Genomic DNA, 11,647 nt, shown 5'->3' with positions numbered 1-11,647 from the left:
CTAGTAGCCGGACACGTCCGGCCAGCGGAGCTCGACGCCGTCGCGTTCCAGCCGGTGCTGGAAGTCCGCGAGCAGGCCGGGGGTGTTGCGCACCGCGCGAGGGGTGACTCGGTGCGCCAGGCAGAAGTCCGCGAGCGCGCCCGCGACCTCGCCGACGTTCCACTCGACCGGGTGCAGCCGGTGGGAACCGTTGGTGATGTGGGTGGTGCCGATGTTCTTGCCCGCCGGGAGCAGGTTCTCGACGCGCTGGGGGATGAGCGCGCCGAGCGGGATCTCGAACGGGCAGCTGGCGACGTCGAGGTAGTTGTCGCCGCCGGTCGAGGGGTGCAGGTCGATGCGGTACATGCCGACACCCACGGCGTCGGCGTGCTGCACGGCGCCCTTGTCGCCGCGCACGGCGAGCGAGAGGTCCTGTTCGACGATCGTGTACTCGGTTTTCATCCGCCGTGACTCGCGGATGTACGGCGCCTGGGCCAGACCGTCCGCGCTGCCGGTGACGTCGCCGCGCAGCCGCAGGCCGGGGAAGCCCGTGCCGCCGTCCGCTCGTGGTGCCTCGGTCTGCAGCCAGTACAGGACCGACTTCGAGAGTTCCCGTGCTGCCGCGATGTGCCTGTCCACGTCCGGCACGTCGATCACCGGCGACTCGAAGTAGTCGATCATCGGCCAGTTGACCAGGCAGATGTCGCTGTCGTAGGCGCCGTCGACGAAGTTGCGGCGGGCGGCGATGCGGCGGAACGTCCAGAGGTTGCTGTCGCCCGCGCTGAGCCGCTGGTCGGACAGGACGCTGAGCGGGTCGTCGTCCGGGTTCGGGGTGAAGGTGCGTTCGGCGATGCTCAGCGTGCGCGGGTCGGGGGAGCGGAACGACAGCATGCGGTCGCCCCAGTACGAAGGCTGGTACTCGCGCCAGAAGTCGTAGCGCGCGGGCTTGTCGATCGTGTGGTCGCCGTCGACGTGGTCGATCGCGAAGCACACCGACATCGCCTGCATGTTCGCCGGCTGCGCCGTCTCCGGTGCGCTGGGCTCGCCGGTGTCCAGAGTGGACTCGAAGCCCGTCACGTACTCGGTGCCGGACAACGGGAGCAGCTCGCCGGTCTCGGTCGCGTCGAGGATGTACGGCGCGGCCAGCTCGATCTCGGAGCCGTTGTGTTCGACGGTGACCGACACGATCCGGTCGCCGTCGGTGCGCGCCGAGATCGGCCTCGCGGGCTGGAGGACCGTGAGCTTGCCGCTGCCCCGGTACGGCGCGAGCATCTCGTCGATCACGGCGACGGCGACGCGGGGTTCGTGGCAGAGCCTGCTCACGTTGCCCGCGCCGGGGTTGAGCTCGCGCCACGCCCTTGCCTGAGGGGTAAGCGGGTAGTGGCGGCGGTAGTAGTCGCGGATGCCGTCCCGCAGCGCGCGGTACGAGGCGGTGACGCCGAAGCGCTCGACCCAGCTGTGCTCGTCCGGCGGCACGGCCTGGCTGGTGAGCTGCCCGCCGAGCCACTCGAACTCCTCGGTCAGCACGACCCGGCGACCGGCGCGCAGCAGCGCGAGTGCGGCGGCGACCCCGCCCAGTCCGCCGCCCACGACGACGACATCTGTGTTGTGCGGCAACAGGTTCCTCCAGATCAACCGAGCGTGGAGCCTTGAACGAACTCGCAGGCCAGCAGTTCCTGCGGGGTGGTGCCGTGTTCGAGCACCTCGGTCAGCGCCTGCACCGCCCGCCGCCCCATCTCGCGCCGGGGGATGCGGAACCCGGTCAGCTCCACGTCCTGCGGCGCGGGCCGGGTCGCGGCACCGAGCATGAGCACCGACAGGTCGCCGGGGACCGACAGGCCGCGCTCGCGGGCGGCGAGCACGAGCGCGGCACCGTCGGAGACCTCCTCGGCGAGCACGCAGGTGATCCCCGCGCCGACCAGCTGGTCGAGCCCGGCGAACTGGACGTGCGTGCCCTCGACACCGTGTGCCGCAACGGCTTGCTTGAACCCGCGCAACCGGTCGGCCGACGACTCCGCACCCGTTCCGGCGCCTGCGTAGGCGAACCTGCGGTGCCCGAGCGCGACCGCGCGGTCCACGAGATCCCGCACGGCGGCGGGATAGTCGGCGCCGACGTGCGGCACCGGGCCGCCCGCGTCGTCACGCCGGCCGATCGAGACGAACGGGACGGCCTCCGCCACGAGCTGGGCCAGGTCGTCCCTGTCGATCGAACGACCGAGCAGCACGCAACCGTCCGCCAGCCGGATCCTGCTGTCGTCGCTGAAGATCCGCCGCTTCCCGTCCGTCGCCTTGGCGCTGGTGAACAGCAGCAGATCGCAGCCCACCTCCTCCGCCTGCTCCTCGATGCCCTCCAGGAACGGCTGGTAGAAGTCCGAACGGGTGCTCGGGAAGACGGCCTCGTAGGTGAAGACGCCGAGGATGCGGTTGCGCTGGTCGTGCAGCCGGCGCGCGATCGGGTTCGCGACGTAGCCGGTCCGCCTGATCACCTCCAGCACACGGGCCCGCGTGTCCTCCGCGATCCGGACGCCGCTGTCGGTCCGGTTGTTGAGCACCAGGGACACCGTGGCCTGGCTGACGCCTGCCATCCGCGCGATGTCCTGCTGGGTGAGCCTCTTGGCCATGGGCACCTGCCAATTCGAATTGGCACGGAGTCTGCGTCAGCACCCGCATCGCCGTCAACCCTGTAATAATTCGAATTAGCATCTTGACGGGCGCAGCCTGGCCGGACGAAGGTCCTCGGCCAAGGAGGTAGGCCCGTGAACGCATTCAGCCGACGCAGCCTGATCACCGGTGCCACCGCGATCGGACTGCTCGCCACCCTGCCCACGCCGGCGCACGCCCTGCCCGCGCCGCCACCCGTGACCCCGGACCGCAGCTTGTTCGAGCCTGACGAACAGCGGTTCGCGCAGTACCTGATGCTCGTCTCGCCGATGGTCTCGGACATGAACGCCGGCGGCTTCTTCGGCGGTGGCTGGTGGCGCAGCCCGAACGTCTCGTACAACGCCCGCGTTCAGGAGCACGTCTACACGCTGGCGTGGTTCGCGACGCAGTCCCGCGCGTGGAACCCGTACCGCGGCAACGGCCTGGTGCTCGCCGCGCTGGACGCCGGGCTCGGCCACTACCTCGGGCTGCAGCACGCCGACGGCTCGTGGCCGGAGTACTCGGCGGACCAGCACTCGCTCGCGGCGACCGGGTTCGCCATGGGCTACCTGAGCAAGACGAACGCGCTGCTCAAGCGCGCCGGAGCGTTGCCGTCCCGGCAGGCGCAGATCACCGCCGCGCTGCGCAGGGCCATGACCTGGTTCCTCGACCCGTCGAACGGCACGGTCTGGCAGTCGCCGCTGACCTGGGCGAACCAGACCACCTCCGGGCTCGCAGGGTCGGCGCTCGCGTTGAAGCAGGACCCGGATCCCGCGCTGCGGCAGCGCCTCACCGAGGCGTTCCGGCGGTTGACCACCGTCGGGCAGAGTCCCGCGGGCTTCTTCTACGAGGAGTCCGGCGCCGACACCAACTACAACTTCGAGGTCATGCTGCCCGAACTGGCCGACGCGTGGCGGCAGTCCGGCGACCCGAACCTCGTCGCCATGACCAGGAGGTACACCGACTGGCTCGGCTACAACCTGCTGCGCGAACCGGACGGCTCCGGCTGGTTCGCGAACATCGCCACGAACTCGCGCACGTCCTCGAGGTTCTACGCCGACGTGCGGCCCGATCCCGAACGGACCGCGCTCAACGCCCAGTTCGTGTCGGAGGTACCGGACCTCGCCGCGTTCGTGTCCAGTCGTGAGGACCTCGCCGCCGCACGGGCCGAGTGGGCGGCCTCGTCCGCTCCGGTGCCCGCGCTGATCAAGCCGGACACGTCACCGCGCATCCTGGCGCACGCCATCTACGGCGAGCGCTACCCGAGCCGTGCCGAGCGGACGGCCGCGATCGCGCGGTTGCCGTACCACCGCGCGCATTTCACGGAGCGGCGCAGCGACCAGGGGCAGGACTTCCTGTTCGTGCGGCGTCCACGGTGGTATGTCGGTGGCTACTTCGGTGCTCGTCGCGCGACCTCGTTGGCGCGCACCGGGTTGACGTTCCTGTGGCACCCGGTGGCGGGCACACTGGTGCAGTCGATGAACAACAACAACCACGCGTGCTGGGCCACCGTGTTCCCCGGCCAGGCGCCGGACTCGAACGGCCCGCAGCAGGCCGAGTTCCCCGGTGGCGAGCCGTACCGGTTCCGCTATCGCACGCCGTCGGGCTCGGTGGTGACCGAGGTGACGGTGGGCGACCGGATCGTGCGGTCGGTGCGGGCCCAGTCCGCGGCCACTGAGCAGATTCCCTTGGTGGTGAAGGATTCCGACACGGTGGCGCTCGACCCGCGTGGCCTCACCCTGACCCGCGGCCGGACCGTGATCCGGTTCGACTGGGGGCGGCAACTGGATCCGCGGCTGCGCACGGCGTCCACGATCACCTATCCCGGCCGGAGCATGCAGATCCTCACCGTCCCGCACGACGGCACGTTCACTCTCACGATCACGGCGCGTTAGTCCACTGAGGACGGAATGTTTCACCCTTATGTCGCAGCGCTCTCTCGCATGTGCGCGCAGCTCACGGGGTATTCGGTGAATCCAAACCCCTTGGCCCTGCGATTCACGCGAGGGAGTGATCGTGATGGCACACGTGCGACGTCTGGTGGACGACCTCACTGGCGACGAGTTCGATCAACCGGTTCCCTTCGGCCTGGTGTACCCGATCTGCACCGCGGACGGCTCCGCGCCGCCGAGCCAGCGCGGCCGGACGTGGGAGCACCTCGTGGCCTGCGACCGGAAGCTCCGGCCGGTGGTGTGACGGGTGATCACCGCGGGTAACTTGCCGTGGTGGACATCAAGCACGAAGTGACCCAGCCCGAGTCGTCCCTGCTGGCGAGTTACCCGGACTACCTCGACGCCCAGCGGCTCGTGGACCGGATGTCCGACGACGGCTTCCCGGTGGAGAGCGTGCGGATCATCGGCGACGGGATCCGGACGGTCGAGCAGGTGACCGGGCGCATGACGCGGGGCCGTGCCGCCGTGACGGGCGCGGCCAGCGGTGCGTGGTTCGGTGTGTTCATCGGCCTGCTGTTCGGCCTGTTCACCGCCGGCAGCAGCTGGATCTGGTTCGTGCTGATCAGCCTCGTCGTGGGCGCGTTCTGGGGCGCGGTCTTCGGGTTCGTGGCGCACTGGACCACGCGCGGTCGCCGTGACTTCGCGAGCACCATGACGCTGCAGGCACGGCGGTACGAGGTGCACGTCGACAAGGAGCAGGCCGCGCAGGCGGCGAAGTACGTGCTCTAGGAGCCGCCGATGCTCACCCGCACCGTGAACCCGTCCTCGTCGCGGCCCATCGACACGTAGTCGCACGTGCGGTGCAGGATCCACAGGCCGAGCCCGGCGGACAGGGTCTCGGCCGTCGGCATCAGGCCCGCCAGCGGGTCGGACGGGCCGGGGCCCTGGTCGGTCACCGACACCACGACCCGCGCGTCGTCCGACCACAGCCGGAACCGCACCGGGGCGATGCCGTGCGTCAGGCCGTTCGTGACGATCTCGCTGGCCGCGTAGACGACGTCGTGCGCGTCGTCCTCGCTCAGCCCCATCGCGTCGATCGCCGTTCCCACGGCCTCGCGCACGCCGCGGGCGCTCGGGTCGACGAGTTCGACCAGCGGGGAGAGGTGTTCGAGCACGTCCGGGACCTGCGTCGACGCGGCGAGGCCCTCGCGGTAGCCGGGGTTCTTGTCGTGTGCGCCGGGCGTGGTGGAGATGTTCGGGTGCGTGCGGACGACGTCGGCCAGCACCTCGGCGGGCGTCGTCCTGGTGTCGTACGGGCACAGGCCCCACACCGGGAACTCGGCGTAGGCCAGGTTCACGGCGGCCTCGTAACGCGCCCACCAGTCCCACGGCGCGCCCATGCCGGGGTGCGGCACGTCGCCGACCACGCGCATCTGCTGTGCGCCGCCCGCGGTGTGCTCCGCGAACAGGCTCCGGTAGCTGGAGATGGCCTCCGACGGCCGTGCGTACTGGTCAGCGCCCGGCATGTAGGTGACCGCGGCGTCGCGGCCGAGCGCGCCACGCAGCAGAGCGGTGTTCTGCTCGGCGCACGCGACGATCGACGGCTCGCCGGCGCGCAGGCCGTTCTCGAGGAACGGCACGGCGTGCGCGAGGAAGTCGTCGTCGGAGCCGTAGAAGGCGGTCTCGTGGAAGAAACCGGTCACGAGAGTGATGCTACGCGCGCTGCGGGCCGAGAACTGCGATACCGTTCTACTCGGGTTGAGCAGCCAGCCCTTGTGACGGTCGTGCGTGCCGTCCCTACTGGAGGTTGCCGCGTGCTCCCCAACAGTCAAGTTCCCTTCCGGTCCACCCGCGAGAGAGTGGGCGACACCGTCCTCGTCCGCGTCGCCGGCGAGATCGACGTCTCGACCGCCCAATACCTGGCCGACTGCCTCGGCGAGGCGGTGCGGACGGTCACCCCGCCCGCGTCCGTCGTGCTGGACCTGAGCGGCGTGCGGTTCCTCGGTGCTCAGGGCATCGGCCTGCTGCTCGACCACCAGGACCTCTGCCTGCGCCGTGGCAGCGCGCTCGTGATCGTCGCGAACACCGCTGCGGTCCTGCGCCCGCTGCAGGCGCTGGAGCTGATGAGCGTGCTGGGCGTCCGGTCGAGCGTGCTGGAGGCGATGGCGCCGGCCTAGGCGCGTTCGGAGTCGCTGCGCAGCACGCAGAACTCGTTGCCCTCGGGATCGGCCAGGATCGCCCAGCCGGTCCCGTCGGCGTCGCGGTGATCGCCGACGAACGTCGCGCCGAGGCCCAGCAGCCGTTCGACCTCCTCGTCGCGTGAGGTGTCCGGGCGCAGGCACAGGTGGAGCCGGTTCTTCACCGTCTTGGGCTCCGGCACCTCGTTGAAGTAGAGCACCGGGCCCTCGGCCAGCAGGACCTCGGTCTCCCGGTCGCCCGGCTTGTCGTCCGGGTGCAGCGGGCGACCGGTGACCTTGCTCCAGAACAACGCCAGCTCGTAGGCGTTCGCGCAGTCGATCGCCACGTTCTGCAACACCGATGTCATGCGCGCCAGCCTATTGCGGCGCTAGAGCATCGGCGGCATCAGCCGGTAGCTCTCCGCGTAGTAGTCGTCGGAGCGACGGCGATAGCCCTCGTGGTCGTCCGGGTCGTACTCGGGCGCGTTCTTGATCTGCTCCCTGGTGCGGTCGACGTGGACCTTGCGTTCCTCGTGGTCCACGCGCCGCACCGTGCCGACCGGGAGCACGACCCGGTGGCCGAAGATCCACGGGCCGGTGTCGACCATCAGGCAGTCGTGCGGCACCTCGGCGTTGTCCTGGTCGATCTTGCCGATGCCGCCGTCGGTTGCCTCGACGGCATAGCCGATCAGTCCGGTGTCGGGGCGATCCGCGAGGTCCTGTTCCGGCTCATCGGCCCACGACGGATCGCGCCACACCCACGGCATGAACGGGACGGGTTGCATGCTCGGCCTCCTTCAGTCCGGGCATGGGGTACCCCGTCAGGCCCTGTCGAGGAACTTCTTCATCATGCCGATCTGCGCGGTGCGGGACTTGTCGATCCGGTCCGCGAGGTCCTTCACCTCCTGGTCGGCGCCGCTGCCCGTCTCCCACCGGGCCATCTGCACGGCGTCGTCCTGGTGGGCGATCATGACGTTGAGCAGGCGTTGGTCGAACGCCGCGCCCCGCAGCGCGGCCAACCTCGCGACCTCCTCGGGATCGGACTGCCGCATGCCGCCGTGGCCCGAGTGGGAGTCCGGCGGTGCCGTCAGCGGCTCTCCCCACGACGTCAGCCAGTCCTTCATCGTGCCGACCTCGGTCGTCTGGGTCTGCTCGATCGCGGCCGCGAGCATGCGCAGCTCCTGGTTGTGGGCACGGTCCTTCGCGAGGGCGACCATCTCCACTCCCTGCTGGTGATGCGGGAGCATCATCTGCAGGAACATCACGTCCAGCGGATCGCCGCGCAACACGGCGTCCGGCTGCGTGGTCGCGCAGCCGGACACCACGAAGGCGAGCGCCAGCACCAGGAACCGCATCAGAGGCGTCGCCACAGGGCGGGCGTGTTCGGCGGCTCCCACCCGGCGAGGGCGGTGTGCGCGAGCTGGCACTCGTAGTTCACACCGGCGTAGGTGACGCGGTTGCCGATCGAGTAGGTCGTACCCGCGGCCCACGTTCCGCCCGCCGGCGGGGGAGTCGTGGTGGTCGTGGTCGGCGGGGGCGTGGTGGTCGTCGTGGTCGGGGGAGGCGTGCTGCCGCCGCCGAAGTCGACGTCCGAGCACGTGTAGAAGGCCTCGTTGCTGCCGACCACGCGCTGCCAGATCGAGTAGAGGATGTGCCGCCCGGAACGGCCGGGGAGGTTCAGCGTCCAGTTCGTGAACGTGCTGGGGTTCTGGCCGTTGAACGTCTGCAGGTGCACGAGGTCCGACCAGCGCAGCGGCTGCGTCGGGTTCCAGCCGTCCCTGGTGATGTAGAACTCGAAGTTGCTGTTCGAGTGCGGTGCCGACGCGTGGTAGGTCACCGTCAGCGGCCCGGCCGAGACGCGCTTGGCTGGCCAGTCCGCGCGTTGCAGGTCGAGGCCGCGGTACTTGTCGCGGCCCGCGCTGCACAGCTTGCCGTCCGGGATGAGCTCGCGGTGACGCCCGCCGGCCTCGAGCAGCGAGACCTCGTTCCAGTCGTAGTAGGCCTGCGTGCCACCGGCGGCGACGGCCGCCTTGCACGCATCGGACTTCGGGGTCTCCGGGCCCTCGTTCTTGCACGTGTAGACCCGGCTGGCCGGATCGGACATCGTGCCGTGGGCGATCGCGGGCGTCGTGGGGACGAGGAACGCGACGACCACCACGGCAGTGGACGTGAGGCTCGCTAGGGCAAGCCGAGTACGTGACTTCACAACGCCTCCTGGCAGGCGGAGGTGGCGAAACACTTCCGCGAGGAGGTGGTTCGCGTGTCGGGTCGGCGGCCCTGGTTCACAAGTGTAAACAAGTGGTTGAACCATTTCATTGGACCAACCGGACGAATCGCCCGTGGTGCCGGGCCGCGCCGACCGGCTGGTCGATCATTAGGCTTCGGTCATGTCCCGTCCGAGACCCGACGACGCGCGCACGCTCGCCGAACTGATCGCTGAGCTGCGCGCGCTGAAGGTGTGGGCGGGCAACCCTTCGCTGCGGCAGATGGAGAAGCTGTCGGGCCTGGCGCGCAGCACCCTGGCCGACGCGCTGAGCCCGCACCGCAAGACCGCGCCGGCGTTGGAGGTGCTCCAAGGGCTGCTGAAGGCGTTCCAGGTGACCGACGCGGGTCCGTGGATCACCGCGTGGCGCCGGGTGCAGACGGAACCGGCCCGCACTCCGCCCGCCGTGGTGCCGCGGCAGTTGCCCGCGGTCGTGCCGGGGTTCAGCGGTCGTGCCAAGGCGTTCAAAGAACTCACCGCGCTGCTGGAGGGCGGCAGCAGGCTCGCGGTGGTGTGCGGGATTCCCGGCGTGGGCAAGACCGCGCTCGCCGTGCAGTGGGCGCACCAGGTCGCGACCCGGTTCCCGGACGGCCAGGTGCACCTCGACCTGCGCGGCTACTCGTCCGGCCCGCCGGTGAGCCCGGACCAGGCGCTGGCGCTGGCGATCCGCGCGTTCGGCGTGTCCGGTGAGGACATCCCGTTGCAGCAGGAAGCCATGGTCGGCATGTACCGGTCGATCACGTCCGACAAACGCGTGCTGGTCGTGGTGGACAACGCGCCGAGCGCCGCGCACGTCCGTCCGCTGGTGCCGGGCGGCTCGGGCTGCATGACGGTCGTGACGAGTCGCGATCGTTTGGCCGGGCTCGTCGCCCGCGATGGCGCGCATCGGCTGGAACTCGGTGTGCTCACGCCGGAGGAAGCACCCGCCGTGGTGATCAGCGTGCTGGGCCCGGAACGGGTGCTGCGCGAGGAGCGGGCGGTCGAGGAACTGGTGCGGCTGTGCGGGTATCTGCCGCTGGCGTTGCGGATCACCGCCGCGAACCTCGCCGACCGTCCACATCAGACGATCGCGGAACTGATGGCGGAACTGACCGCCGGTGACCGCCTGACCGCGCTGGAGGTGGAGGGCGACGAGGACGCCGCGGTGCGCACGACGTTCGACCACTCCTACGCGACGCTCGATCCGGCGGCGCGGATGTTGTTCCGCCGCATGGGGTTCGCGCCTGGCCCGGAGCTGCCGGCGCGCGCCGCCACCGCGTTGCTCGGAAGGCCGGGAGCCGACGCCGTGCTGCGCACGCTCGTCGCGGCACACCTCGTGGAGGTCAAGACCGCCGATCGGTACGGACTGCACGACCTGTTGCGTCTCTACGCGCGAGAGCGTTACGCCGCAGAGGAAGACGCCTCAGATGAGTCCCTCGACCGGCTGTACGCGCAGTACCTCGACATGGCGGTCGCCGCCGCACGCGTGGTGCGGCCGGACTTCTCGGTGCTGGCCGAGATCACGCCCGAGTACGCGTTCTCCGGCGCTCCCGAGGCGTTGCAGTGGTTCGACGCCGAACGCGCGACCCTGGTGACCATGATCGAACGGGCGGCGGCCCGATGGCGTGGCTGCTCACCGACGCGTTGCGCGGCTGCTACTGGCTGCGCCGCCACACCGCGGAATGGCTTGCTGTCGCTCAGGTCGGTCTGCAGGCCGCCGAGGAACGACGGGACGCTGGCGCGTGCGCGGCGATGCACCTGTCGCTCGGCACCGCGCACTGGGGCACGGGCGACTACCGCGTCGCCGCAGGGCACTTCGAGCACGCCGTCGAGTTCAGCCGGCAGGCGGGCGACCGGTTCCGCGAGTTCAGCACGCTGGGCAACCTCGGTGACGTCTACGCGGAGCTGGGGTCGCTGGAGGAGGCGATCGGCTGCTTCCGCCGTGAGCTGGCCTTCTACGCCGAGATCGGCGACACGGCCCGGCGGGCCCGCGCGCTGGGCAACCTCGGCCAGACCGAGATGCGCCTCGGCCGGTTGGTCGAGGCGGCCGCCGACCTGCGTGCCGCGGTCGAGTTGCGGGAGGAGATCGGCCAGACGCGCCTGGCCGCGAACTCGCTCGGCGCGCTCGGGGTCGTGCACCGCTACCTCGGCGACCTCGACCAGGCGGCGCACTTCCTCGAACGGGCGCGGCAGCTCAACCACGACCACGAGGACCGGGTCAGCGAGGCGGCCGCCCTGGACGACCTGGCCCGCGTGCACCGCGACGCGGGCCGTGCGGACGAGGCGCTGCGGTGTGCCGAGCAGGCGTTGTCGCTCGCCAAGGGGTCCGGCCGGGTCGAGATCGACGCGCTGATCACCGTCGCCTCGGTCCGCGGCCGCCGCGAGGACCTGCGTCTGGCGTGGCGCAGGGCGCTCGACATCGGATACGGGCACGGCGTGGCGGACGCCCTGGTCGAACTGGCCTGGCTGGATCTCGCCGCCGGTGACGTCGAGGCGGCCGTGCGGGACGCGACGCAGGGCTGTGAACGGGCCGTGGAGACCGGCCAGAACGTCCTCGCCGGCCTCGCGCTCGTCGCCCTGAGCAGGGCACAGGAGGAGCAGGGCGACCTGGACGGGGCCGCCGACGCCGGTCGCCGGGCAGCGTCGATGCTGGCCGACGCGGGCTATCAGGGTGTCCGGGATCGTCCGAACGGCTTGTGAGCCGCTCCCGCGCTTGG

At 70.6% G+C, this 11,647-nt stretch carries 15 protein-coding genes and 1 pseudogene; 6 read left to right on the top strand and 10 right to left on the bottom strand.

Going from position 1 to position 11,647, the window contains the following annotated elements; all coding sequences use genetic code 11:
• Positions 1-1,596: an FAD-dependent oxidoreductase gene (locus tag ACH413_RS46035; protein ID WP_360039432.1), complete on the bottom strand. Its 1,596-nt coding sequence runs from the start codon at positions 1,594-1,596 to the stop codon at positions 1-3.
• A 14-nt stretch (positions 1,597-1,610) separates the two neighbouring features.
• A complete protein-coding gene (locus ACH413_RS46030) occupies positions 1,611-2,600 on the bottom strand; it encodes a LacI family DNA-binding transcriptional regulator (protein ID WP_360039429.1) in 990 nt (329 codons plus the stop codon).
• Between the two features lie 135 nt (positions 2,601-2,735).
• On the opposite strand from ACH413_RS46030, the gene ACH413_RS46025 reads away from it, so the two are divergent.
• From ACH413_RS46025 to ACH413_RS46015, 3 genes are all read left to right on the top strand, one after another.
• Complete coding sequence (locus ACH413_RS46025; protein WP_360039426.1) at positions 2,736-4,514, top strand: hypothetical protein; 1,779 nt, start codon at positions 2,736-2,738, stop codon at positions 4,512-4,514.
• A gap of 124 nt (positions 4,515-4,638) precedes the next feature.
• The gene (locus tag ACH413_RS46020; protein WP_360039423.1) at positions 4,639-4,815 is read left to right on the top strand and encodes a hypothetical protein; all 177 of its coding nucleotides are present in this window, start codon (positions 4,639-4,641) and stop codon (positions 4,813-4,815) included.
• 29 nt (positions 4,816-4,844) lie between these two features.
• Positions 4,845-5,300: a general stress protein gene (locus tag ACH413_RS46015; RefSeq protein WP_360039420.1), complete on the top strand. Its 456-nt coding sequence runs from the start codon at positions 4,845-4,847 to the stop codon at positions 5,298-5,300.
• On the opposite strand, the gene ACH413_RS46010 is transcribed toward ACH413_RS46015, so the two are convergent.
• Complete coding sequence (locus ACH413_RS46010) at positions 5,297-6,214, bottom strand: sensor histidine kinase (RefSeq protein ID WP_360039417.1); 918 nt, start codon at positions 6,212-6,214, stop codon at positions 5,297-5,299. The two genes, ACH413_RS46015 and ACH413_RS46010, sit on opposite strands and share 4 nt — an antisense overlap.
• A gap of 156 nt (positions 6,215-6,370) precedes the next feature.
• On the opposite strand from ACH413_RS46010, the gene ACH413_RS46005 reads away from it, so the two are divergent.
• Positions 6,371-6,688, top strand: coding sequence for an STAS domain-containing protein (locus tag ACH413_RS46005; protein WP_360039414.1), 318 nt, complete (start codon positions 6,371-6,373; stop codon positions 6,686-6,688).
• Here the strand turns inward: ACH413_RS46005 and ACH413_RS46000 are convergent.
• From ACH413_RS46000 to ACH413_RS45980, 5 genes are all read right to left on the bottom strand, one after another.
• A complete protein-coding gene (locus ACH413_RS46000) occupies positions 6,685-7,056 on the bottom strand; it encodes a VOC family protein (RefSeq protein ID WP_360039411.1) in 372 nt (123 codons plus the stop codon). The two genes, ACH413_RS46005 and ACH413_RS46000, sit on opposite strands and share 4 nt — an antisense overlap.
• A 21-nt stretch (positions 7,057-7,077) precedes the next feature.
• Entirely contained in the window at positions 7,078-7,473 is a 396-nt protein-coding gene (locus tag ACH413_RS45995; protein ID WP_360039408.1) for a PRC-barrel domain containing protein, read from the bottom strand.
• A 36-nt stretch (positions 7,474-7,509) separates the two neighbouring features.
• Positions 7,510-8,058 carry a DUF305 domain-containing protein gene (locus ACH413_RS45990; protein ID WP_360039405.1) on the bottom strand — a complete coding sequence of 183 codons (549 nt, stop codon included), beginning with the start codon at positions 8,056-8,058 and terminating at the stop codon, positions 7,510-7,512.
• Positions 8,043-8,894, bottom strand: a complete 852-nt coding sequence (locus tag ACH413_RS45985; protein WP_360039402.1) for a lytic polysaccharide monooxygenase — start codon at positions 8,892-8,894, stop codon at positions 8,043-8,045. The genes ACH413_RS45990 and ACH413_RS45985 overlap by 16 nt, the downstream gene beginning before the upstream one ends.
• Before the next feature lie 168 nt (positions 8,895-9,062).
• Positions 9,063-9,488: a hypothetical protein gene (locus ACH413_RS45980; RefSeq protein WP_360039399.1), complete on the bottom strand. Its 426-nt coding sequence runs from the start codon at positions 9,486-9,488 to the stop codon at positions 9,063-9,065.
• Here ACH413_RS45980 and ACH413_RS45975 point away from each other — a divergent pair.
• Positions 9,385-9,945 (top strand): annotated as a pseudogene (locus ACH413_RS45975) (hypothetical protein); the annotation flags it as partial. The gene ACH413_RS45980 and the pseudogene ACH413_RS45975 sit on opposite strands and share 104 nt — an antisense overlap.
• A 173-nt stretch (positions 9,946-10,118) precedes the next feature.
• Here the strand turns inward: ACH413_RS45975 and ACH413_RS45970 are convergent.
• Positions 10,119-10,247 (bottom strand): hypothetical protein, encoded by a 129-nt coding sequence (locus tag ACH413_RS45970; protein ID WP_360039396.1) that lies wholly within the window; start codon positions 10,245-10,247, stop codon positions 10,119-10,121.
• Between the two features lie 84 nt (positions 10,248-10,331).
• Positions 10,332-10,529, bottom strand: a complete 198-nt coding sequence (locus ACH413_RS45965) for a hypothetical protein (RefSeq protein ID WP_360039393.1) — start codon at positions 10,527-10,529, stop codon at positions 10,332-10,334.
• Positions 10,530-10,550: 21 nt separating this feature from the next.
• Here ACH413_RS45965 and ACH413_RS45960 point away from each other — a divergent pair, with 21 nt between their 5' ends.
• Entirely contained in the window at positions 10,551-11,630 is a 1,080-nt protein-coding gene (locus ACH413_RS45960; protein ID WP_360039390.1) for a tetratricopeptide repeat protein, read from the top strand.
• Positions 11,631-11,647 lie beyond the last annotated feature (17 nt).

The sequence above is a fragment of the Lentzea sp. NPDC020367 genome (genome assembly GCF_044387305.1).
Taxonomy (GTDB): domain Bacteria; phylum Actinomycetota; class Actinomycetes; order Mycobacteriales; family Pseudonocardiaceae; genus Lentzea.
The sequence above is the reverse complement of the archived record's forward strand: the minus strand, read 5'-3'. Positions and strand labels throughout refer to the sequence as shown.